The organism is Pseudomonas guariconensis (assembly GCF_024127895.1).
Classification (GTDB): Bacteria; Pseudomonadota; Gammaproteobacteria; order Pseudomonadales; family Pseudomonadaceae; genus Aquipseudomonas; species Aquipseudomonas guariconensis_B.
Genome location: NZ_JAMYBK010000011.1, coordinates 90,304 through 112,305 on the forward strand (window position 1 = coordinate 90,304; position 22,002 = coordinate 112,305).

Consider the following 22,002-nt stretch of genomic DNA (forward strand, 5'->3'; position numbering starts at 1 on the left):
GAGCCGGCTTGCCGGTGAAGCGGCCCGAAAAGGCGGCAGAAAGTCTTGCCTGACAACCGCTAGGTATTGAGCCGCTCCATTGCGTCAGTAGCCTCTTTCAACATTTCATCCCAGTCATCAGGAGCGTGGCCGCTGAGCAAGTCTTCTGGAAAACCCTGTACGCATCGTCGTTGTTTTCGTAGGCCCGCTTGGTACCGTCCTCGTTCACTGGCGTGGGCTTGTCCATATGATGGGACAGGAGCCTGCATTTTGTGCTGATAGCACGCAATGTTTTGAATATTTATTTTTGGGAAATGGACTACAGGCAGTGAGGAAAATCTGAGAGTTGCCAGTATTGGCCATGATTTCCAATGGAGGCAGTCTGGGATTACCACTTCCCTTCGATCATGCAGATTCTATCTAATGCCTGACACGCCCATATCACTCACTTCCCCGCCAGAAGGCTACTCTGACTGGCTAGCCGATCTGAAAACTCGTATCCACAATGCCCAGCAGCGGGCGAGCCTTGCAGTCAACCACGAGCTGATCAGCCTCTACTGGCATCTGGGGCGTGGCATCATTGAGCGCCAAAAGGCCCAGCGCTGGGGGGCCAAGGTCATCGAGCGTCTTGCATACGACCTGAAAACGGCGTTTCCGAGCATGAAAGGATTCTCACGTGCCAATTTGATGTACATGCGTGCTTTCGCTGACGCTTGGCCAGACGAAGCAATTGTCCAACAGGTTGTTGGACAATTGCCCTGGGGGCATAACCTCGTGCTCCTGAGCAAGTTAAAAAGCCCGGAACAAAGGCTCGCCTATGCTCAGCGAGCACGACAGCACGCTTGGTCGAGAGCGACCTTGCAGTTACACATCGAATCTAGATTGTTGGAGCGTGAGGGCAATGCCATCACTAATTTCTCGACACGCTTGCCATCATCAGGAACCGACCTTGCTCGTCAGACCCTCAAGGATCCCTATTTATTCGATTTTTTGAATATTGCCCAAGAGGCCAGTGAGCGAGAGATCGAAGCAGCGTTGGTCGAGCACATTACTCAATTTCTGCTGGAGCTGGGGGCAGGGTTCGCTTTCGTTGGACGGCAAGTTCATCTGGAGGTTGGCGGTGATGATTTCTACATTGACCTTCTGTTCTACCACCTCAAACTACGTTGCTATGTCGTCATTGAATTGAAAACTGACAAATTCAAACCTGAGCATCTAGGGCAGTTGAGCTTCTATCTCACGGCTGTCGATCTCCAAGTGAAGACAGAGCAGGACAGTCCCACCATCGGTTTACTGCTTTGCAAAGGCAAGAACAAGGTCGTTGCCGAATATGCATTACGCGACAAGGCCCAACCGATTGGCGTTGCGGAATATCAATTGATCGAGTCCTTGCCGGAAGAGTTGCAGACAAGCTTACCGAGCATCGAACAGATTGAGAGGGAATTGGCAGGCCATTGATTGCAACAGGCTCAAGCCGCCCCCACCAACACCGGAATCTCTACCCTGTCGATCACCTTCGTGCTGATCGAAGGGTCTAGCAAGCGTCCCAGCCGCGACAGGTGGCGGTGGCCCATGATGATCAGTTCGCAGTCCAGTTCGCGGGCTTTGTCGACGATGGCCTCGACGGGCTCGTCGGCGACCACGTAGCCGTGGCTGTCGAACCCTGCATCGCGCAGGGCACGCACCGCCGTGGCCACGGCATGGTCGGCCAGGCGCTGTTCCTCGCAGGCGGCGGGGTATTCTTCCTGTTCTTCCTCGGTGTAGGCCGTCGGGCGCTCGTGCACGGCGAAGGTCGAGTCGATGGCCAGCAGTACGTGCAGTTCATGCTCGCCAGGACGGCAGTAGCGGTGAGCGAGGGCGAGCAGGGCACTGGCGGCAGGAGAGGCGTCGATGGCGATCAGGACCGGGTGGGGCATGGAGGTTCCTTGGAGAGGCTGGGGGCGACGGCGGCTGTACCGGCCCCATTCTTGACCCTTTCACCTGTCTGATAAATAGCCCACCGTGCACGGGGACATTGCACCAGACGCAATCATCCGACCTGATAAGATCACTTTCCCACAGCTGTCACGGATAACGGCCATGCAACTGCCAGACATGAACCTGCTCGTCGCCCTCGATGCCCTGCTCGACGAGGGCAGCGTGGTTGGCGCGGCCCAGCGCATGAACCTGAGCCCGGCGGCCATGAGCCGGACCCTGGGGCGGATCCGCGATGCCCTCGGCGACCCGATCCTGGTGCGCGCCGGCCGTGGCCTGGTACCGACGCCACGGGCGCTGGCGCTGCGCGAGCAGGTGGCGACGCTGGTGGAGCAGGCCGGGCAGGTGTTTCGCAGCGGCGACGACGTGGACCTGCCCAACCTCGAACGGGCCTTCAACATCCGCACCAACGACCTGTTCATCGCGCTCTATGGCGCCCAGTTGCTGCGCATGATGCACGAGCAGGCACCACGCACGGTGCTGCGCTTCGTGCCGGAAAGCGGGGGCGACGACGATGCGGTGCTGCGCGACGGGCGCACCGACCTGATCATCAGCTCGACCATCGACCTGGGGCCAGAGATCAAGGTGCAGAGCCTGTTCCATACTGTCTACGTGGGCCTGGCCCGCCGCGATCACCCGATCTTCGACGACGAGATCACTCCCGAGCGCTTCGCCGCCTACCCGCAGATCAGCGTGTCGCGACGCGGCCGGGCCAATGGCCCGATCGATGTGGAGCTGGCCAATTTCAAGGTGCAACGGCGGGTCGCACTGATCACGCCGAGCTTTCATTCGGCGATGTTCTCCCTGCCGGAGTCGAACCTGATCCTGCCGATGCCGGCCAACATCCTGAGCAGTGTGAACAAGCTTGGGTTGCCCTTGCGTTCGTTCGAGATTCCGTTGCCGCTGGAGCGGGTGACGGTGGTGCAGGCGTGGCACCCGCGGTTTCACAACGATCCGGCGCATCGCTGGTTGCGGCAGATGCTGAAGGCCTGCTGCAGCGCCGATCCCTGACGGCTTGCGATGGATGTACCGGCGCATTCGCAGGCACACACGATCCATGGATTGCGTCTGACGCAACTTAAAACTGCCAATAAGTCAGTTTTCGTCAGCATTCGACCTTCTTAGACTTTCCCAGCCCCTGAAATTGTTGCTGGAGATGTCTGCCCATGAGTTCCCTGTCCGCGCCTTCCGCCGCGCTCGCCGCCCCCGCGCCGGCTGCGCCGGTGCAAGCCGCGTTCGGTCTGCGGGTGGTGGCCGGGCTGTTCGGTGTGCTGCTGGCGGTACTCTGCGCCGGCCTCAACGAGTCGGTGACGAAGATTTCCCTGGCCGATATCCGTGGCGCCATGGGCATCGGCGCCGACGAGGGCGCCTGGCTGCTGGCGGTCTACAGCGCCGCCTCGGTATCGGCCATGGCCTTTGCGCCGTGGCTGGCCACCACCTTCTCCCTGCGCCGCTTCACCCTGGCTGCCATCGGCCTGTTCGCCGTGCTCGGCCTGCTCCAACCCTTCGCCCCGAACCTGCATAGCCTGATGCTGCTGCGTATCGTCCAGGGCCTGGCGTCGGGAGCATTGCCGCCGATGCTGATGAGCGTGGCGCTGCGTTTCCTGCCGCCGGGTATCAAGGTCTATGGCCTGGCCTGCTACGCCCTGACCGCGACCTTCGGCCCCAACCTGGGTACGCCGCTGGCAGGCTTGTGGACCGAATATGTCGGCTGGCAGTGGGCGTTCTGGCAGATCATCCTGCCCTCGGCCCTGGCCATGTTCTGCGTCGGCTGGGGCCTGCCCCAGGACCCGCTGCGTCTGGAGCGCTTCAAGCAGTTCGACTGGCGCGGCGTGATGCTCGGCTTGCCAGCGATCAGCAGCATCGTCCTTGGCCTGTCGCTGGGGGATCGCTGGGGCTGGTTCGACTCGCCGCTGATCTGCTGGCTGCTCGGCGGTGGCGTGCTGCTGTTGGTGCTGTTCCTGTTCAACGAATGGTCCGAGCCGCTGCCGTTCTTCCAGTTGCGCATGCTGTCGCGACGCAACCTGAGCTTCGCCCTGCTGACCCTGGCCGGGGTGCTGGTCGTGCTGTCGGGCGTGGGGAGCATCCCGTCGGCGTACCTGGCGCAGATCCAGGGCTATCGTCCGGCGCAGACCAGCCCGCTGATGATGCTGGTGGCCATGCCGCAGTTGCTCGCCCTGCCGCTCACGGCGGCGCTGTGCAACATCCGCGCGGTGGATTGCCGCTGGGTACTGGCGGCGGGCCTGGGCATGCTGGCGCTGTCGTGCCTGGGCAGCAGCCTGCTGACCAGCGAGTGGATCCGCGACGACTTCTACGTGTTCTACCTGCTGCAGGTATTCGGCCAGCCGATGGCGGTACTGCCGTTGCTGATGCTTTCCACCAATGGCATGACCCCGCAGGAAGGCCCGTTCGCCTCGGCTTGGTTCAACACCGTCAAGGGCCTGGCCGCGGTGATCGCCACCGGCCTGCTGGACGCCCTCGGCACCCTGCGCCGGCATTTCCATTCCAACCACCTGGTCGACAGCCTGGGCAATGCACCGCTGCTCGACGACCGTGCTCCGGGCTTGGCCCAGCGCATCCACGAACAGGCCCTGGTACTGACCTCGGCCGACCTGTACCTGGTGATGGCCGGCGTCGCCGTGGCCTTGATTTGCCTGATTCCTTTCGTGCCTACCCGGGTCTATCCACCGCGCGCGGTGGCTTGATCCCGGGATGAATCCGAGACTGCTGAAATGACCAACAACCGCAAGACTATCGTGATCGGCTCGGTGCTCGCCGTGGCCGTGCTGGCCGCCCTGGTCGGGCCCTGGCTGCTGGGTAGCGACCACCGGCAGACCACCAACGATGCCTACGTGACCGCCGACTACACCGTGGTCGCACCCAAGGTCGCAGGCTTCATCAAGGACGTGCTGGTGGAAGACAACCAGCAGGTCAAGGCCGGCCAGTTGCTGGCGACCATCGATGCCCGTGACTACCAGGCCGCCCTCGACGCCGCCCAGGCCCAGTTGCTGGTGGCCAGGGCGCAGAGCGCCGATGCCCGCGCCACCCTGGAGCGCCAGGCCGCGCTGATCGCCCAGGCCGAGGCGGCGGTCAAGGCGGCCCAGGCCGAGATGGCCTTCGCCGAGCATGAGGTCAAGCGTTACAGCCGCCTGGCCGAGCAGGGCGCCGGCACCGTGCAGAACGCCCAGCAGGCGCGCAGCCGGGTCGACCAGGCCCGTGCCCGCCTGGCCAACGCCCAGGCGGCGCGGGTAGCGGCGCGCAAGCAGGTGGATATCCTCAGCGCCCAGGTGGCCAGCGCCGACGGCCAGCTCAAGCGCGCCGAGGCAGGCCTGGAGAAGGCCCAACTGGACCTGTCCTACACCCGCATCACCGCGCCGGTGGACGGTATGGTCGGCGAGCGCGCCCTGCGGGTCGGTGCCTACGTCAACCCGGGGGCGCGCCTGTTGTCGGTGGTGCCGCTGCAGCGGGCCTACGTGGTCGGCAACTTCCAGGAGACCCAGCTGACCCACGTGCAACCCGGCCAGCCGGTCAGCATCAGCGTCGATACCTTCTCCGGCGAGCAACTGCACGGCCATGTCGAGAGCATCGCCCCGGCCACTGGTGTGACCTTCGCCGCCGTCAAGCCAGACAACGCCACTGGCAACTTCACCAAGGTGGTCCAGCGCATCCCGGTGAAGATCGTCTTCGATGACGGCCAGCCTCTGCTGGAGCGCCTGCGCGTGGGCATGTCGGTGGAGGCGACTATCGACACCCACGGCGACAGGCTCGCTGGCAAGGAGGTCACCGCGCGATGAAACCGGCATCACGCTTGAGCCCGCTGCTACTGACCCTGCTGCTGGCCGGTTGCACCCTCGGGCCGGACTTCCAGCGCCCCGACAGCCAGGCGCCGCAAGCCTGGGCGCCCTTGCAAGGCGAGGCGGCGGCCAGCCAGCCGACGGCAGAACCTGTGGAGTTGCGCTGGTGGGACAACTTTCACGATGCGCGCCTGAGCGCGCTGATCCAGCGCGTCGCCGAGCGCAACCTGGACCTGCAGATGGCCAGTGCGCGCCTGCTGCAGAGCCGCGCCCTGCGCAGTACCGTGGCCGCCGACGAGGCGCCGTCGGTGGACCTCGACGGCAACTACAGCCGCGCCCGCAATAGCGCCGAAGGCCTGAACGACCCGTCCGGCAAGGCCGGCAAGTCGGCCTTCAACCTCTGGCAGGGCGACCTGATCGCCGGTTGGGAACTGGACCTGTGGGGCCGTGTACGGCGCCAGGTCGAGGCCGCCGACGCCACGGTGGAAGTGGCCGAGAACGACCGTCGGGGTGTGCTTCTGGCGCTGTTGGCTGAAACCGCCGGTGACTACATCCAGTTGCGCGCGGTGCAGCACACCCTGGAGGTCACCCGCGACAACCTCAAGGTCGCCCAGCACAGCCTGAAGCTGTCCCAGGACCGCCAGACCGAGGGTGTCGCCACGCGCCTGGACGTGGCCCAGGCCAGTGCCCAGGTGGCCTCGATCGAGGCGCGCCTGCCGACCCTGGAGGCGCGGCGCGATGATCTGATCAACGCCCTCAGCCTGCTCGTCGCTGAGCCGCCACGCAGCCTGCAGGATGAATTGCTGGCCGTGGGCGAGTTGCCGGCGCCGCAGCAGGCCTTCGCCATCGGCTTGCCGTCCGAGCTGGCCGAACGGCGCCCGGACATCCGCCAGGCCGAGGCGCGGCTACATGCCGCCACCGCGAGCATCGGTGTGGCCAAGGCCGACTTCTACCCGAGCATTCGCCTGTCTGGCAGCGTGGGCTTGCAGGCCATGCAGCTGTCTGATTTCGGCGCCTGGGACTCGCGGCGCTTCGCCTTCGGCCCGCAGCTGTCGTTGCCGATCTTCGAGGGCGGACGGTTGAAGGGCACCCTCGAGTTGCGCGAGGCCCAGCAGCAGGAGGCGGCGCTGAACTACCGCAAGGTGGTGCTGGGCGCCTGGCATGAGATCGACGATGTGCTGCGCCTGTACAACGCCAGCCAGTTGCGCCGCGACCACCTGGCCGAGGCGGTGCGGCAGAACCGCGTCGCCCTGGAGACGGCCCAGCGGCAGTATGTGGAAGGGGCTGTGGATTTTCTCAATGTGCTGAGCGTGCAGGGGGCGCTGCTGGCCAGCGAGGAGCAGTGGATCGACAGCTCGGCGGCAGTGTCCCAGGCCTTGGTGGGGTTGTACAAGGCTCTGGGTGGTGGCTGGCAGGCGTTCGACGAGCAACCTCCGAAGGTGTAGGGCTGCGAAGCAGCCCCAGAGCTGAACGTCTTGACGGGTTCTTCCACAGGTTCGCCAATGGGGCGACGCGGTCTCAAAGCGGTCGCAGCAATCCGAACCGCTTGCGCAGCACCTTGTCCAGTAGCCGCTGCGGCAGCCAGCGGGCCATCAGTGGCAACGCCGTACTGCCGTTGCCCAGCCGCACCAGGGCCGGTGTCGGCACCTTGCGGGTCGCATCCAGCAACCCCTTGGCGAACGCTGCCGCCGAGGTCGGCTTGTCCTGGGATGCCCGGGCCCGCGCCTGGACATGCTCGCGCAGCGGCCACCAGGGCGAATCGGCGGCGAGCACCTGCTCGGCCTGGCGCTGGGCATTGCTGGCGAACTGCGAGGCGATCGCCCCCGGCTGCACCTCCATCACACGGATGCCGAACGGTGCCAGTTCCAGGCGCAGGGTGTCGCTCAAGGCATGCACGGCAGCCTTGGACGCACAGTAGGCACCAGCGAACGGGGTGACCAGCACGCCGGAGACGCTGCCGATGTTCACCACCAGGCCACGGGCGCGGCGCAACAGCGGGAACAGGGCACGGGTCACGCCGACCAGGGCGAAGACGTTGGTCTCGAACTGCTGGCGAATGGCATCGACGCCGCCGTCGAGCAGCGGCCCCATGGCGCCGTAGCCGGCATTGTTGATCAGGATGTCCAGGCCGCCGTAGCGGTCTTCCAGCTCCTCGGCCAGGCGAGCCAGGTCGTCGCTGTCGTTGACATCCAGTTGCCGCGCGGCGAAGCCGGCGGCGGCCAATTGTTCGACGTCTTCGGGCTTGCGGGCGGTGGCCCAGACTTCGTGGCCGGCATCGCGAAAGGTGTCAGCCAGGGCGCGGCCGATGCCGCTGGAACAACCGGTGATCAGGACGGTGGGCATGGGGAGGCCTTTGTGGTGGGCGTGTGGATCCGTGGTGTGTCAGTGCCGGCCCATTCGCGGCGGTACCGACAACCTGTTCAGTTGGCGAATGTACCTTGCAGGTGCTCGGCACGGAACTCCAGCGTCTGTGGCCGGTAACCGGAGCGTAGCGGTGGCAGGGGCAGGCAGTCGCTCCATTCGGCACCGGGCTGCAGCTCACCGGGGCCGCGGTAGCGGGGCGCGTTGTAGGTGTTTTCGGCGAGGTTGACGGTATCGCCCGGGGCATAGGCGGCCACACGCCAGCGCAGTTCGGTCAGGGGGACGTCGTTGCCGTTCTTCATGCGTACCTGCAAGGCACGGTCGGCGGGACATTTGTCCGGTGCGTAGGTCAGTCGCAGGTCCAGTCGGGCCAGTCGCGAGGCTTCACGGTTGTCCTCCCACACCACCCACAACGCCACCAATCCCAGGCCGAACACGGCGGCCAGCGAAATCGGCAGGGCCTTGGCCGGGTAGCGCAGCAGCAAGACCAGCCAGGTGAGAATGAGCAGGGCGCCGATGATCATTGGGATAGGGGCCTTGAGTGCTTGGGTTCGGACATCTTGGAACGGCAAGCTTCAAGCTTCAAGCAAAAGCAAAAGCAGGACAGCGGTAGGGCCAGTATCGTCGGCACACCGCTGCCCTGCTTTTTCTTGTAGCTTGCAGCTGCTATTGGGCGATGGTCTTCACGGAAACGCCCCGCTCGTCAGGCGTCGAAGTCCGCCCATACACATCCTCGAAGCGCTCGATGTCATCCTCGCCCAGGTAGCTGCCGGACTGCACCTCGATGATCTCCAGCGGGATCTTGCCCGGGTTGCGCAGGCGGTGGATCGAGGCGATGGGGATGTAGGTCGACTGGTTCTCGGTGAGCAGGAACACGTTCTCGTCGCAGGTCACCTCGGCGGTGCCGGACACCACGATCCAGTGCTCGGCGCGGTGATGGTGCATCTGCAGCGACAGGCTGGCGCCTGGCTTGACGGTGATGTGCTTGACCTGGAAGCGCCCGCCCATGTCCACCGAATCGTACGAGCCCCACGGGCGGTACACCTCCAGGTGGTTCTGGGTTTCGCTGCGGCCCTGCTGGTCGAGGGTGTTGACCAGTTGCTTGACGCCTTGGACCTTGTCCTTGTGGGCGATCATCATGGCGTCCTTGGTCTCGACCACTACGATGTTCTCGAGGCCGATCACCGACACCAGCTTGCCGTTGCCGTGGATCATGCAGTTGCGGCTGTCCTGCACCACCACGTCGCCCTTGGTGACGTTGCCGTTGGCGTCCTTCTCGTGCACGTCCCACAGCGACGACCAGCAGCCCACGTCGCTCCAGCCGGCGGTCAGCGGCACCACGCAGGCGCGCTGGGTCTTCTCCATCACGGCGTAGTCGATGGAGTTGTCCGGGCAGCAGGCGAAGGTGGCCTCGTCGATGGCCAGCACGTCGCCGTCATCGACGCTGCGCTCCAGGGCCAGCAGGCAGGTGTCGTAGATGTCTGGGTCATGCTTCTTCAGCTCCTCGAGGAAGCGGCTGGCGCGGAACAGGAACATGCCGCTGTTCCAGAAGTAGCCACCGGCGCGGACGAATTCGTTGGCGCGCTTCTCATCGGGCTTCTCGACGAACTGCGCGACCCGCGCCACGCCTTCGGGCAGCAGGGCGTCCTGGCTGGAGCGGATGTAGCCGTAGCCGGTCTCGGGCTTGGTCGCCGGCACGCCGAACAGCACCATCTCGCCGCGCTCGGCGGCCACGGTGGCCAGGGCCAGGGCGCGTTGCAGGGCCTTCTGGTCTTCGATCACGTGGTCGGCTGGCAGCACCAGCATGAGCTCGTCGCGGCCTTCGTTGACCAGCTTCATCGCGGTCATCGCCACCGCCGGCGCGGTGTTGCGGCCGAAGGGCTCCATCAGGATGGCCTGGGTCTGCAGGTTCAGCCCGGACAGTTGCTCCTGGACGATGAACTTGTGGTCCTTGTTGCACACCACGATGGGGGCGTCCATGCCTTCGAACACCAGGCGTTGGAGGGTTTGCTGGAACAGGGTGTGCTCACCGGTCAGCGCCAGGAACTGCTTGGGGAACTGCTTGCGCGACAGGGGCCACAGACGGGAACCGCTACCACCAGAAAGAATTACCGGGATCATGATGTTTCTCCAAAGGTCGATAGAGGCAGGGGATCAGTTGCTGGCCACGGGACGGGTGACCCACACCGGCGACAGGCTGCTGCCGGAGCCGGTGACGTAGAGCACGGCCGCTTCGCCGCGTTCGAGGGCGACGGGCTTGACGTCGCTGACTTTCTTGTCACCTTCGTAGAGGGCGAGGTTGACCTTGACCGGGTTGATCTCGCGCTCGCCACGGCCCTTGGCCGCCACCGGCTTGACCACTTCGGTCTTGCCGTCGGCGGTCTTGAGGGTCAGCGACTGGTCGCTGAGGTTCTGTACCCGTACCAGGGCCTTCTGCTTGTTCTTGAACGGCGGCTCCTCGATCAACTGCGGGCTGCCGCTGGCGCTGTTGACCAGGGTGTAGTACTTGTCCGAGGCCAGCTTGACCGGGACGCTCTTGCCGCCGACCTGGGCGGTGTAGTCACCACCAGGCAGGAAGCTGAAGTCGCTGCTGGCCTGGGCGCCGACCTGCTTGATCTGGGTGTTGCCCACGCTGGCGGCGACCGGTGCGCTGCTGGCGTTGTACAGGCGCACGAAGGTCGAGCCTTTCGGTGCGCTCGGGCCGTAGAGCGCGGCGTCGGCGCCGGCGAAGGCCTGCAGGGAGGCCAGGGACAGGCCGGCCGCGAGGGTGAGTGCTTTGGCGATGGAAGGCTTGTTGGTCATGTGCGTTTCCTCTTCAGTGGTCCGTCCGATTGGACGACAGGGCCAGGTTTGCGTCGGTATTGCGGGTGTTCTTCAACTGCGCGATCCACTGCGGATCGAAGGCGCTGAGGTCGTTCTTCATTGGCAGATAGCGTTCCGGGAACTCCCACACCACCACTTGCGGGGCAGCGTCCTTGAAGGCGTCGCTCTGCAGGTACTTGAGCATCGGCAGCAGCGGGCCATGGCCGTCTTCGGCGTAGTTGGCCACGTCGCTGCGCAAGGCTTGCTGCAGGGCGCCGAGGAAGTTCCAGTGCGGGTTGGCGCTGTAGCTGGTACCGACCAGCGCCACCGGGATCTGGGTGTCGGCGAACAAGGCGTCGCCGCTTTCGCCTTCGGCCTGGACAGGCTGGGTGCTGCGTTGCTGCAGGTTGTCCGGGGCTGGCAGCAGCTCGCTGAACAGCGGGTCCAGGGGTAGGAAGTTGGTCAGGTCGCCCTTGTACGGGCCGCTGTCGCCGGCCTGGGTGACGAACGCCTGGGGCTCGCCATCGAGCAGGTGTTGGCGTGCCACCGCCTCGGCCAGGGTTTGCGCGGCGACCTCGGCGCCCATGGGTGTCCAGTGGGTGTCGGTGCGCAGGAACACCTGGCCGCGGGCCTTGGCCTGTTCCATCGGGGTCAGCAGGTCGGGGGCGAACACGCCGGCCTGGCGGGCCTGGGCATGGAAGCGGTTGTACAGGTCATCGTGCAGGCTGGTCGGCAATTCCTTGCCCAGGTACTCGGCATAGATCCGCGCCTTGGCCGGCACGATCGCCAGCACCAGTTGGCTGCCGTGGCGTTGCAGGGTGTCGCGTACGCCGCGGATCAGCGCCAGGTTGTCCTGCATCAGTTGCTCGGCGTCGGCGCTGGGCTTGAATTCCTCGTCGGTGAACAGCCACTGCTCACGGCCCAGCACCACGCCCGGGCGGCCTTCGTTGAACAGCTTGAAGTCCAGGGCCGCCCACAGGTTGGTGCCGATGCGTTTGATCGGGAACTGTTCGTCGTAGTGGGTCTCGGCGGCCTTGGCCAGCTTGCCGTCGAGCAGGGTCATCTGCCCGGTGCGGTTGAAGCTCTCCAGGCCACCGACGGACCAGGCGCCGAGCCCGACCAGCAGGCCGAGGAACGACAGGGAATAGGTGATGCGCAGTGTCCGGTTCATGATCATGACCTCAGAACTGGAAGTAGAGGAACGGCGAGTAGCTCTGCGCCGAGAGCTTGAGCACCGAGGCGACGAACAGCAGCAGGACCAGGGCGCGGGTCATGACCCGGGTCCAGTCCAGGCCCAGCGAGCCGTCGGCGTTGACCTGCACCGGGGTGGCCTTGGGCGTCGGTGCGGCATTGCGGTAGAAGTCGCGCAGGCCGAAGAAGGCCAGGGTGGCGTAGGCCAGCACCAGGGTCGCCACTTGCAGCCCGGTGAGCTGGGCGCGGTTGAGCTCCGACAACTGCCAGTCGCCGAAGCTGAACATGGCGCCGTACATGCGCGCGGCCACGTCCAGGTTCTCGGCGCGGAAGATCACCCAGCCGGTCACCACCAGCAGGAAGGTGAAGGCCCACTTGACCGGGTTGAAGCGCTGCGGGTTGGTGTCCAGGCCCAGCGCACGTTCGATGGCCAGCCACATGCCGTGCCAGGCGCCCCAGATGATGTAGGTGAAGTTGGCGCCATGCCACAAACCGCCCAACAGCATGGTCAAGAACAGGTTGCGGTAGGTGTTGAAGGTGCCTTTGCGGTTGCCGCCCAGGGTGATGTACAGGTAGTCGCGCAGCCAGGTCGACAGGCTGATGTGCCAGCGCCGCCAGAACTCGGTGATCGACTGGCTGATGTAGGGCTGCTTGAAGTTCTCCATGAAGCGAAAGCCCATCATCAGACCCAGGCCGATGGCCATGTCGCTGTAGCCGGAGAAGTCGAAGTACAGCTGCGCGGTGTAGGCCAGGGCGCCGAGCCAGGCATCGCCGGTGGTGGGGTTCTGCAGGGCGAAGCAGTGGTCGGCGACCACCGCCAGGGTGTCGGCGATGAACACCTTCTTGATGAAGCCCTGCATGAAGCGGGTGCAGCCTTCGGAGAACTTGTCGAGGGTGTGGGTGCGATTGTTGAACTGATCGACCAGGTCCTTGAAGCGCAGCACGGGGCCGGCGATCAGGTGCGGGAAGATCGCCACGAACGCTGCGAAGTCGATCAGGTTGCGCGTGGCCGGGGTGTCGCCGCGGTACACGTCGATGATGTAGCTGATCGACTCGAAGATGTAGAACGAGATACCGATCGGCAGCAGCACGTGGGTGAGGATGAACGGCTCCAGGCCAAACGAGGTGATGATGGCGTTGAGGCTGTCGACGCCGAAATTGGCGTACTTGAAGTAGCCGAGGATCGCCAGGTCCACGCCCACGCCCAGCAGCAGCCAGCGCTGTGCCGGCTTGGTGCGCACGCCGGCGGCGCCGACCTTCAGGCCGATCCAGTAGTTCCACAGGGTGACCCCGGCGAACAGGGCGAGGAAGTCCACCCGCCACCAGGCGTAGAAGATATAGCTGGCGACCAGCAGCAGCAGGTTGCGATAGCGTTGCCCGCTCAGGTAGTACAGGCCGAGGAAGATCGGCAAGAACAGGAACAGGAACACGTTTGACGAGAAGACCATCCCGGTTCTCCTAATTTGTTCACAGCATCCAGGGCAAAGCGCCCCCCAAACCCCCCGGTGCAAGACCGGAAGGCAACCTGGTACCTCTGTGGGAGCCGGCTTGCCGGCGACGCAACTAGCGTTGGTCGGGACCGCTTTGCGGCCCATCGCCGGCAAGCCGGCTCCCACAGGGGTCGTGTTACTTTTTCAACTGCGCACCCGGGTCGTAGACCCGTGTCACATCGCCCCCCAGCCGGAAGCTGTTGAACGGCTGCATTCCGCGCTTGCGCTGCAAGGTGTCGCCACTGCATGGGTAAAGGCTGCAGTACGGCTCGAGCCAGGCGTACTTGCTGTCGACCTTGAGGTCCTTCATGTCCTGCTTCTGGCCATTGCGCGAGGCGAAGGCGCTCGGGTCCTTCGCACCGGCCAGGACTTTCTGCGCCAGGCGCTGCAGGGCGTTGTCGTTCTCGCCACGCAGGTCGACGCCGTTGGCCTGGGCGAAGCTGGCGATCATCGCCAGCGGCGGCAGGGCATAGTTGTGGTAGGCCAGGGCGCGCTGGCGGCGCTTGAGCTCGTTGGGCAGGAAGCCCTGGGCATCGACCTGGTTGGCGCCGACCTTGTATTCCTGCACCGCCCAGTCGAACAGGTCGCGGCGGTCGGTGGCCACGGCGGTGGCCATCACCGACCAGGCGGCCCAGTAGCTGTGGTTGTTGATCTTCTCCAGCGGCAGGTCGCTCCAGTCGCGCACGGTCTGTTCGGCCAGGCGGCCCAGCCACTTGTCGATCAGCTCGGCTTCGGCCTGGTGCGCGGCCAGTGGCTGGGAGTTGGAGAACTTCAGGCGCAGCCAGGCGCCGCTGATGCTGCCCAGGGCCCATTTGCGCATGGACTTGCCGGTGTGGTTGTAGTCGGTCGACATCAGCGCATTGGCGCGCGCCCAGGTGCCGAGCCAGGTCAGGGTGCAGTCGAGCTGGGCCGGGCGGCCGTCGCGCATGTACTGGCCGACCATCTTGCTGATGCCGCGCTCGAGGGTGGTGATGTCCTCGGTGGATTTGCGGAAGGCTTTCTCCGAGGCGACGTTGAGGGTCGCCCGGGCGCTGTCGGAGCCTTCGTATTTGCTGCGAAATTGCAGGGCGCCGGTATACGGCTTGGGGGCCGCCTGGCAGCGGAAGTTGCCGTCGCCGGTCTTGAGCTTCTCGATCCCGGCGTAGTAGCCCTGCGGTGGCACCAGCGCGGCCTGCGCGGCGCCGCCGAACAGGGCCAGGGCGAGCAGGGCGGGGGCGGTCTTTCTGGGGATAAGGGTCATGGTCGCCTCACTGGCCGGTCTGCGCAGTGTGTTGCGCGGCGCCGGCGAAGTCGTTGCGTTTGCACAGCTTGGCCTCGACCTTCTGCGTGCCGCTTTCCGGGCCCTGGATTTCCACGGCCAGCAGGTTCTGGCTGGCCCAGTCCTCGTCCTCACGCATCTGGAAGACGAAGCGCCCGTCGGTCTCGGAGGTCTCGGGTTTTTCGATCTTGATGTCCTCGTGGCGGCCGTTGAGGTACCAGAGGGTGGCTTGCAGGGTCTTGACCGAGGTGTCCTCGAAGCGGATGTCCATCTGCAGGTTGCGGTTGACCAGGTCCTTGATCACGCCGCCCTTGCCATTGACCATCAGCTCGTTCTTGCCCGGCTTGAGCGAGGTGCTGGCGCTCATCTGCGCCGGGCGTCCTTCGCAGCCGTCGTCGAGCAGGGCGAGGATCTGCCGCCAGATGGTTTCCTGGTCCAGGCGGTAGAGCGGGGAGAATTCCCAGATCAGGATCTTCGGCGGGTTGCTCTTGAATTCCTCGCTGCCTAGGTACTGGATCATCGAGCCTTCCAGGCCGCCACCGGGGAAGGCGACGTTGAGCACGTCGGCGCCGATGTACTGCTGCAGGAAGCCCGAGAAGTTGTAGTTCTTGCCACTGTGGCTGGTGCCGACCAGGGTGATCCGGGCATTGCCGCCATCGCCGAACAGGTCGTCGCCGCCGGCCTCGCCCTTGGGCTCGGTGGCGAACTGGTCCATGTACTGCACCGCATAGCTGGTGCCGCACAGTTGGCCGGCGACATTGTGCAGGGTGCCGGTCTTGCCCATGCGCCCGGACTTGTGGGTCTCGAATTCCTTGCGCGGGATGCCTTCGAAGGCCGGCATCTTGTGCACGGTCTCGGCCACGATCTTCGCCGCGCGCTCGGCGCCGTAGGGCGTCCAGTGCTGGTCGCCACGGAAGTAGAAGTCCTTGCCCTGGTCGGCGGCGGCCAGTTGCTCGTTGGTCAGCGGCGACAGGTCGGGGACGTTGTAGCCCATCTTGCTGAAGCGCTGGAGCATGGCCTGGTAGTTGCGCAGGGCCTTCTGGTAGTCGAAGGCGGCCTTTTCCTGGGGGTTGAGCATGTTTCGGTTCACCAGGCCGCGGGTCGGCTGGTACACCAGCACCAGCTCGATGCCGCGCTTGGCGAAGGCGTCGTGTACCTGCTGCAGGCGCTTGTAGCCGGCCGGGGTGGTGTCGAACTCGGTACGCAGGTCCTCGCGGGTACGGAACAGCCAGTCGCCCTGGGCCTGCACCAGGGTGGTGAAGTTCTGCTGGTAACGGGTCACGTAGCGGCTGGCGTCATGGGCCTCGGGGCACAGCTGGCAGCAGGGTTCGGCGGTGAAGGCAGGGGCCTGTACCTCATCGGCGCGCACGCCCTGGCTGATGGCCAGGAGGGCGGCGGACAGGCCGAGTAGTTTCATCAGGTGTGGGGTCATGGTCGGGGCTTCCTTAATCGATCATTTCGGTCTGGCGTTCGACCGGGTCGATCAGCACGGCCTTCTGCTGGCGTACCAGCAGGTCGAGGATTTCGTCCTGGCGCTCGCCCAGCACGCCATTGAGGCTGATGCCACTGGCCTTGCGCGGGGCGAGCATGGAGACCTTGTACAGCTCCACCGACAGGGGCGAGTCGATCGACAGGGGGCCGGAGCCATTGGCTGCCAGCTCGCCACCGACGATGATCAGCGAGACTTTGGTGTCGAACGGGTCGAGGGCGATGTCGCGATCGGTGTCGGAGAGGTCCTTGATGTGCCCGTACACACCCACCAGGCCGTTGGCCATGGCGATGTTCTCGTACAGGCGGATGTTCACGCTGTTGCGCACGCGGATACCGTGGCGGCGGTTGTTGATCAGCTTGTTGCCCCAGATCAGGTTGTCGCCGCTCTCGTACAGGGTGATGCCGTCGGTGTGGTTGCGGTAGACCTCGTTGTAGGCGATCAGGTTGTTGACGCTGTTACGGTCGATCACCACGCCCGAGAGCTTGTTGTCGTAGCTCTTGTTGTTGATGATCCAGCTGTCGTTGACCTCGCGCGAGACGATGATCCCGTGCTTCTTCTTGGTCCCGTACACGGTGTTGCCGGCGATGATCAGGCGGTGCGAGCGGTCGTGCGGGTCGATGCCGTAGACGATGTTGTCGCGGTAGGTGCTGTCCTTGATCACGAAGTCCTGGGTTTCGTAGCAGTAGAAGCCGTACCACATGTCGCTGAACTGCGAGCCGATGATCCAGCCGGTGGGTTCCGCGCGGCCCATGCGCTTGGCCATGTTCGGCGTGTACTGGGAGATGCTCACGCCGTACGACTTGCTCTTGGCGTAGCCGAAGCTGGCCATCTTGCTGTTGACGATGTAGGTCTCGGTGCCGCCCCACGACAGTAGGAAGGGGCGGAACTCGTCGGGCTTGCGGAAGGTGGCCGGGCCGTTGTCCTGCTCGCGCCAGGCGGTGACCTGGGTGTCGGTGACGAACAGCTTGCCGTCGTTGACCAGGAACGAACCGGCCTCCTGGGACAGGCGCAACTCCTTGACCTTGCCGTCGATCTCGAGGATGCCCTTGCGCCCGACCACGATCGGCAGGCGCGCCAGGTACACGCCCGGGGCGGTCTCGCGCAGGTACTGCCTGGGCACCTGACGGCTCAGTTGCTGCAGGTCGACATGGCCGTCGTCGATGAAGATCGCCTGGGGAATGCCATGCTGGCGCCTGACCCATTCGGCGCCCTTGTTGTCGCCGCCGATGAACTCCTTGAGGGTGTCCTCCTGGAGCATACGGCGCACGCTGACCTTGCCCTTGCGGCTGCGGTCGAGCTTCTTCTGCACCGCCTCGGCGGTATAGCCAGAGAGGTCGGGCAGCCTCGGCGGCGCCATGTGCAGCGGTTCGACCGGCGCGCTGGAGACCGTGTAGGTCTTGGCCTGCTGCAGCTCCTTGGCCACCGGCTTGACCGGCTCGGCCAGGGCCATGCCGCTGCCCGCCAGGAGCAGGGCGCTGGCCAGCAGGCCGTGGCGCAATTGCGGGTTCAGGTTCATGTCGGTTCTCTCTGTCCTCTGGGGCCCGGGCTCAGAAGCGCCAGATCACGTCGACGAAGGCGCGGTGCATGTACGAGTCGGCCTCGCTGCCGTAGGCATCGCCCGGCTTGAACACGCCGGCGCGCAGGCGCACCAGGGCCGAGGGTTCGTCGATCGACTGGCTCAGCGCGGCGGGCAGCAAGCCTTGCTTGAAGTACTTGGTGACGACCACGTCCATCTCCTGGCCCAGGTCCTTCTCGCCGTTGACCAGCGGGCGGCTGACGCCGTTGTCCTCGACCACCGCGTTGATGCCGCTGGAGCCGATGTTCTGTTCGCCATCGACACGCCAGAACTTGTGGTAGATGAAGCTGGCGTCGTAGTCCTCGCGCAGCTGCCAGGAGGCGAACAACGTGGCCGCCTGCAGGTTGCCCAGTTCGCCGCGGAAGGCTTCGCCGAAGCGGTGCACGCGCGAGCGGGTGCCGGTGAAGTTGGAGCGGTTGCTCTCCAGGCCGGTCTGTTCGTAGTTGCTCGAACCATCGCGGCCGCCGCCGCCACTGCCACGGGCATAGGCGGCGCCGACCTGCCAGTTGGGGTTCAGGCGCAGGCGTACGCCGAGGTCGGTGGCCCAGGCGTTGACGTCGCCGCTCTGCTTGCCAGTGGCGACTTGCTCGCCCCCTACCGGCTCGCTGCTCAAGGTGTCGCGGTCGCCAGTCAGCCAGGTGACGCTGCCCCAGTAGTTGAGGGTATGGTCGTTGCGCCAGTTGTAGGCGTCGCTGTTGGCCTCAAGGCCCAACCAGGTGAGGTCGCCGGTGCGGGTCTTGTCCAGGGCATCGACGGTTTCGCCCGGGGCCTTCAGGCTGCCGCCGTCATGGGTGTGGTGGGCACGCAGGCCGACCCAGTGCCCAGGCGTCCACTGGGTGGCGATGTTGCCGTAGACGTGGGTGCGGTCCTTGTCCTGCGGCGCCAGCTCGGTGAGGTCGGTGCGGTATTCGCTGAAGCGTTGGGCGATGCCCAGGTCGGCCTTGAGCAGGGTGGTGTCGAAGGTCCAGTTCAGCGCTTCGATGTTGGTGTCGCGCCACATGCCGTCATCGCTGCGCAGGCGCTGGCGACCGAGGCGCAGTTGCTCGCCCGGGTAGGGCGTGAAGCCGCTGTAGCCGATCCAGAACTCACGCAGGGCCAGGTAGCTCTTGTCCGGTTCGCGGCTGTCGTCGTCGGCCTGGATGGCGCTGCCGTCGTCGGACTGGCGCAGGGTATCGGTCTCGATGATGTCGGTGGCGGCCACGGCCTGGCCCATGGCGAAGGCACTCCAGTTGCCGCGCTCGCCGTAGACCCATGGGCGCAGGTCAAGGCCCAGGCCGTTGACGTCGCCGCCGGAGCGGGTGCCCAGGTCGCGGTCGTCCTCGGACTGGCCGGTGATCTTCACGTCCATGCCGAAGTTCTTCTCGGCGGTCATGTCGGCCAGGGTCGGGCAGGACCACAGCAGTGCGAAGCTCAGGCCAATGCCGGCTTTCACGAATGGGTTGAGCGTCATAGGGAGGAATCCTCGGCGTCGTCGTCTTCTTCTTGCAGGGCGTCGAGGGCCAGGGCGCTGGGGGCGCCCTGGACCATGCTGCCGCGCGCCTGCTTCTCTTGCGCGAGCAGGCGCTGGGCCTGGCTGCGCTGGTCAGGCGTCAATTGCTGGTCGAGTTGCTGCAGCAGTTCGGCCGACTGCTGCGTCGGGTTGGCCTGGGCCAGTTGCGCGAATACCCAGGCGTTGGCCGGCACCGGGCGAATGCCATGGCCTTCGCTGTAGAGCTGGGCCAGGGCGTAGTCGGCGCTGAGCTGGCCACCACGGGCGGCGCTGAGCAGGTGGTCGACGGCCTTCTGCGGCTCGACCTGGCCCAGGTAGCCACGGCGGTACAGCTGGCCGAGGTAGTAGTGGGCGCTGATCTCGCCGGCATCGGCGGCGGCCTGCAGGTGCTGCTCGGCCTTCTCGGCATCGGCTGGCAGCGTCTTGCCCTCGTAGTACAGGCGGCCGAGCAGCAGCTCGGCGCGCGGTTGTTCGGCGGCACGGCCCTTGTCGATGTAGCCGAGCAACTGCTCGGTGTCGCCGAGCTCGGGGAAGTCGTAGAGCAGTTGCGCCAGGCTGACCCAGGATGCCGGGTTGGCCGGGGCGATGTGTTCGAGCAGGTCCTTGGCGGTGTTCTCGTCGGTCTGGCCGAGGCTGCGGTCGGCCAGCACCCGGGCCACACCGTCGACTCGGCTGGCCGGCACCTGGCCACGGGCATGGGCGGCCTTGAGCTGCTGGACGAGTGCGGCCTGCTGTTCGGCCTGGCCGCGCTTCTGGTAGACGGTGGCCAGTTCCACGTAGCAGATGTCGGTGGTAGTGAGCGCGGCCTTGCAGATCCGTTCCACCTCGGTCAGGTTCTGGTCGTAGGTGCCCTGGGTGCGGTACAGCAGCACCTGGGCCAGGCCCGCTTCCGGGTTGCCGGCGGCGCGCCACTGGTCGATCTGCTGCTGGGCGTTCACGTTCGGGAAGCTCTGCGGGTGCTGCAGGTAGAGCATCGCCAACGGGATCAGGGTGTTGCCTTCGCCTTGCTGCGCGGCCAGCTTGAGCAGGGCCTCGGCCTCCTCGCGCTCGGCCTGGGTGCTGTCGGGCTTGGCCACCAGCAGGCGACCGAGGCGTGCCTGGGCGCGGGGCGAGGTGGCGGCAGCGGCGCGGTAGGTGGCCTCGGCCTGCTCGAGCTGGGCGGGGTCGCGCGAGGCGACCTTGATGTCGGCCAGGCCCACCTGGGCGTCGCTGTAGCCGAGGTCGGCCAGGGCCTTGTAGTTGCGTTCGGCCAGGGCGGTGTCGCCGCGTTTCATGGCCTCGTTGGCCAGGCGCTGGTCGGGCAGGCCGGCGCAGCCGGCCAACGCAATGGCTGCAGCCAAGGCACAGAACCCAAGGGGCGCACAGGAAAAGTGGTGTCTGCGGGTCATCGCTCGGTCCTCTTACAGCCCACGGGCCACGGCCTTGTCGATCAGCCAGTTGAGCGACGGGCCACGGTCGCTGCTGACCGCGGCGGGGCGGCCGGCCAGCTCGGCGGGCAGGGCGCCATCGGGCTTGATCTGCACGCGGATGTCGGCGGCCAGGTCTTCGCTGTTGAGGCTGCTGCTGCCGACGATCTGGCCGGTGCGCACCTCGTCCTCGCCGGCGATCTGGAAGTTGACCCGGGTACCCGGCTTGACCTCGTCGAACTGGCGGTAGCTGAAGCGTGCCTCGATCATCGGGTTGCTGGTGCGCGGGACCAGCTGGAAGATTGGCTGGCCCTTGCTGGCGTACTGACCGTCATCCACCAGCTGGCGGGCGACCACGCAATCGCAGGGGCTGGTGAGGGTGCCGGCGAGCTGCTTGCCGAACAGCTCCTCGACCTTGGCCGGTTCGAGCTGCGAGTCGTCCAGGTGGCCCTTGAGCAGGTCGAGCATGCTGGTGCTGAAGCTGGCCAGCGGCGCGCCCTTGACCACCTGGCCACCGCTTTCGACCAGGCTCTGCACGGTGCCGTCGCGGGGCATGGTGACGTTGGTGGTGGGCACCGCGACCACACCGGCCTCGGCATGGCTGACGAAGTACAGGCCGTACAGCGACTTGGCGATGAAGCCGAAGGCGGCCACGCCGACCACGAACACGCCGAGGCTCACGGTCACCGCGCGCAGGCGGCCGAAGGCCGAGAGGCCGGAGCCGCTGTCCTTCTGCTTGCGCGCCTTGGTGAAGTTGTCGCGCTGCAGGGTGCTGAGCACGTCGCCGACGTTGATCAGCTCGCCCGACAGGAAGGTGGTGATGATATGGCGCAGGGTCGCCACGTCACGCTGCTCCAGGTTCTGGAACTGCACGCCGACCCGGCCGCTGTCGCTCAGGTAGGAGCGCACCTGGAACTCGATGTCCATGGACAGGCCGAGGTTGTCGACCACGAACTGCAGGCGGCCACGCAGCACGTCGCCGACGTTCAGCGGCTGCTTGGCATGGAAGGACAGGCCCCCGGCGGAAAGATCGTCCACCTTCACATCGCGTGGCTCGCGGTTGCGGTCCAGGTAGCGCAGCTTGGCGGGGATGCGTACCCGGACGTGCTGGCGCTGGGCTTCGGACTCATGCACGACATTGGCGTTCACGGCGGTATTCATGGCGATTTCGTTCCTGTTAGATCCGATCC

General features: G+C 65.5%; 18 protein-coding genes. 5 read left to right on the forward strand and 13 right to left on the reverse strand.

The features are described from left to right. The first annotated feature begins 402 nt into the window (after positions 1-402). Positions 403-1,437, forward strand: a complete 1,035-nt coding sequence (locus tag NJF35_RS13890; protein WP_225789456.1) for a YhcG family protein — start codon at positions 403-405, stop codon at positions 1,435-1,437. Between the two features lie 11 nt (positions 1,438-1,448). Here the strand turns inward: NJF35_RS13890 and NJF35_RS13895 are convergent, their stop codons facing one another. Beyond that, positions 1,449-1,895, reverse strand: coding sequence for a universal stress protein (locus tag NJF35_RS13895; RefSeq protein ID WP_225789455.1), 447 nt, complete (start codon positions 1,893-1,895; stop codon positions 1,449-1,451). Positions 1,896-2,058: 163 nt separating this feature from the next. Between NJF35_RS13895 and NJF35_RS13900 the strand changes: the two genes are divergently transcribed. From NJF35_RS13900 to NJF35_RS13915, 4 genes are all read left to right on the forward strand, one after another. Then, complete coding sequence (locus tag NJF35_RS13900; protein ID WP_225789454.1) at positions 2,059-2,964, forward strand: LysR family transcriptional regulator; 906 nt, start codon at positions 2,059-2,061, stop codon at positions 2,962-2,964. A 155-nt stretch (positions 2,965-3,119) separates the two neighbouring features. Then, complete coding sequence (locus NJF35_RS13905; protein ID WP_225789453.1) at positions 3,120-4,658, forward strand: MFS transporter; 1,539 nt, start codon at positions 3,120-3,122, stop codon at positions 4,656-4,658. Between the two features lie 27 nt (positions 4,659-4,685). After that, on the forward strand, positions 4,686-5,747 hold the full coding sequence (locus NJF35_RS13910; protein WP_225789452.1) for an HlyD family secretion protein: 1,062 nt from the start codon (positions 4,686-4,688) through the stop codon (positions 5,745-5,747). Next, a complete protein-coding gene (locus tag NJF35_RS13915; protein WP_253091193.1) occupies positions 5,744-7,192 on the forward strand; it encodes an efflux transporter outer membrane subunit in 1,449 nt (482 codons plus the stop codon). The genes NJF35_RS13910 and NJF35_RS13915 overlap by 4 nt, the downstream gene beginning before the upstream one ends. Positions 7,193-7,265: 73 nt before the next feature. Here NJF35_RS13915 and NJF35_RS13920 read toward each other — a convergent pair whose 3' ends face one another. The 12 genes from NJF35_RS13920 to NJF35_RS13975 form a co-directional block, all read right to left on the reverse strand. Continuing rightward, positions 7,266-8,090 carry an SDR family oxidoreductase gene (locus NJF35_RS13920; RefSeq protein ID WP_225789450.1) on the reverse strand — a complete coding sequence of 275 codons (825 nt, stop codon included), beginning with the start codon at positions 8,088-8,090 and terminating at the stop codon, positions 7,266-7,268. Between the two features lie 77 nt (positions 8,091-8,167). Next, a complete protein-coding gene (locus tag NJF35_RS13925) occupies positions 8,168-8,632 on the reverse strand; it encodes a multidrug transporter (RefSeq protein ID WP_253079962.1) in 465 nt (154 codons plus the stop codon). A gap of 142 nt (positions 8,633-8,774) precedes the next feature. Next, positions 8,775-10,229: a mannose-1-phosphate guanylyltransferase/mannose-6-phosphate isomerase gene (locus NJF35_RS13930; protein WP_253079961.1), complete on the reverse strand. Its 1,455-nt coding sequence runs from the start codon at positions 10,227-10,229 to the stop codon at positions 8,775-8,777. Positions 10,230-10,262: 33 nt separating this feature from the next. Further along, complete coding sequence (locus NJF35_RS13935) at positions 10,263-10,910, reverse strand: alginate O-acetyltransferase AlgF (protein WP_225789447.1); 648 nt, start codon at positions 10,908-10,910, stop codon at positions 10,263-10,265. Between the two features lie 13 nt (positions 10,911-10,923). Further along, positions 10,924-12,081 carry an alginate O-acetyltransferase gene (locus tag NJF35_RS13940; protein ID WP_225789446.1) on the reverse strand — a complete coding sequence of 386 codons (1,158 nt, stop codon included), beginning with the start codon at positions 12,079-12,081 and terminating at the stop codon, positions 10,924-10,926. Positions 12,082-12,091: 10 nt separating this feature from the next. Continuing rightward, positions 12,092-13,549, reverse strand: a complete 1,458-nt coding sequence (locus tag NJF35_RS13945) for an MBOAT family O-acyltransferase (RefSeq protein WP_225789445.1) — start codon at positions 13,547-13,549, stop codon at positions 12,092-12,094. A gap of 178 nt (positions 13,550-13,727) precedes the next feature. Further along, positions 13,728-14,831, reverse strand: coding sequence for a mannuronate-specific alginate lyase (locus tag NJF35_RS13950; RefSeq protein WP_225789444.1), 1,104 nt, complete (start codon positions 14,829-14,831; stop codon positions 13,728-13,730). 7 nt (positions 14,832-14,838) lie between these two features. Then, positions 14,839-16,281 (reverse strand): alginate O-acetyltransferase, encoded by a 1,443-nt coding sequence (locus tag NJF35_RS13955; protein WP_225789443.1) that lies wholly within the window; start codon positions 16,279-16,281, stop codon positions 14,839-14,841. 13 nt (positions 16,282-16,294) lie between these two features. Beyond that, positions 16,295-17,857 carry a mannuronan 5-epimerase AlgG gene (gene algG / locus NJF35_RS13960; RefSeq protein ID WP_253079960.1) on the reverse strand — a complete coding sequence of 521 codons (1,563 nt, stop codon included), beginning with the start codon at positions 17,855-17,857 and terminating at the stop codon, positions 16,295-16,297. 31 nt (positions 17,858-17,888) lie between these two features. Then, on the reverse strand, positions 17,889-19,367 hold the full coding sequence (locus NJF35_RS13965) for an alginate export family protein (protein ID WP_253079959.1): 1,479 nt from the start codon (positions 19,365-19,367) through the stop codon (positions 17,889-17,891). Then, on the reverse strand, positions 19,364-20,794 hold the full coding sequence (gene algK, locus NJF35_RS13970; RefSeq protein ID WP_225789440.1) for an alginate biosynthesis TPR repeat lipoprotein AlgK: 1,431 nt from the start codon (positions 20,792-20,794) through the stop codon (positions 19,364-19,366). Before algK ends, NJF35_RS13965 begins: the two co-directional genes overlap by 4 nt. A gap of 12 nt (positions 20,795-20,806) precedes the next feature. Next, on the reverse strand, positions 20,807-21,973 hold the full coding sequence (locus NJF35_RS13975; protein WP_225789439.1) for an alginate biosynthesis protein Alg44: 1,167 nt from the start codon (positions 21,971-21,973) through the stop codon (positions 20,807-20,809). Positions 21,974-22,002 lie beyond the last annotated feature (29 nt).

Excerpts from the sequence above, each read along its gene's own strand:
- NJF35_RS13890 (WP_225789456.1), top strand. The coding sequence starts at position 403 with ATGCCTGACACGCCCATATCACTCACTTCCCCGCCAGAAGGCTACTCT.
- NJF35_RS13895 (WP_225789455.1), bottom strand. The coding sequence starts at position 1,895 with ATGCCCCACCCGGTCCTGATCGCCATCGACGCCTCTCCTGCCGCCAGT.
- NJF35_RS13900 (WP_225789454.1), top strand. The coding sequence starts at position 2,059 with ATGCAACTGCCAGACATGAACCTGCTCGTCGCCCTCGATGCCCTGCTC.
- NJF35_RS13905 (WP_225789453.1), top strand. The coding sequence starts at position 3,120 with ATGAGTTCCCTGTCCGCGCCTTCCGCCGCGCTCGCCGCCCCCGCGCCG.
- NJF35_RS13910 (WP_225789452.1), top strand. The coding sequence starts at position 4,686 with ATGACCAACAACCGCAAGACTATCGTGATCGGCTCGGTGCTCGCCGTG.
- NJF35_RS13915 (WP_253091193.1), top strand. The coding sequence starts at position 5,744 with ATGAAACCGGCATCACGCTTGAGCCCGCTGCTACTGACCCTGCTGCTG.
- NJF35_RS13920 (WP_225789450.1), bottom strand. The coding sequence starts at position 8,090 with ATGCCCACCGTCCTGATCACCGGTTGTTCCAGCGGCATCGGCCGCGCC.
- NJF35_RS13925 (WP_253079962.1), bottom strand. The coding sequence starts at position 8,632 with ATGATCATCGGCGCCCTGCTCATTCTCACCTGGCTGGTCTTGCTGCTG.
- NJF35_RS13930 (WP_253079961.1), bottom strand. The coding sequence starts at position 10,229 with ATGATCCCGGTAATTCTTTCTGGTGGTAGCGGTTCCCGTCTGTGGCCC.
- NJF35_RS13935 (WP_225789447.1), bottom strand. The coding sequence starts at position 10,910 with ATGACCAACAAGCCTTCCATCGCCAAAGCACTCACCCTCGCGGCCGGC.
- NJF35_RS13940 (WP_225789446.1), bottom strand. The coding sequence starts at position 12,081 with ATGAACCGGACACTGCGCATCACCTATTCCCTGTCGTTCCTCGGCCTG.
- NJF35_RS13945 (WP_225789445.1), bottom strand. The coding sequence starts at position 13,549 with ATGGTCTTCTCGTCAAACGTGTTCCTGTTCCTGTTCTTGCCGATCTTC.
- NJF35_RS13950 (WP_225789444.1), bottom strand. The coding sequence starts at position 14,831 with ATGACCCTTATCCCCAGAAAGACCGCCCCCGCCCTGCTCGCCCTGGCC.
- NJF35_RS13955 (WP_225789443.1), bottom strand. The coding sequence starts at position 16,281 with ATGACCCCACACCTGATGAAACTACTCGGCCTGTCCGCCGCCCTCCTG.
- algG (WP_253079960.1), bottom strand. The coding sequence starts at position 17,857 with ATGAACCTGAACCCGCAATTGCGCCACGGCCTGCTGGCCAGCGCCCTG.
- NJF35_RS13965 (WP_253079959.1), bottom strand. The coding sequence starts at position 19,367 with ATGACGCTCAACCCATTCGTGAAAGCCGGCATTGGCCTGAGCTTCGCA.
- algK (WP_225789440.1), bottom strand. The coding sequence starts at position 20,794 with ATGACCCGCAGACACCACTTTTCCTGTGCGCCCCTTGGGTTCTGTGCC.
- NJF35_RS13975 (WP_225789439.1), bottom strand. The coding sequence starts at position 21,973 with ATGAATACCGCCGTGAACGCCAATGTCGTGCATGAGTCCGAAGCCCAG.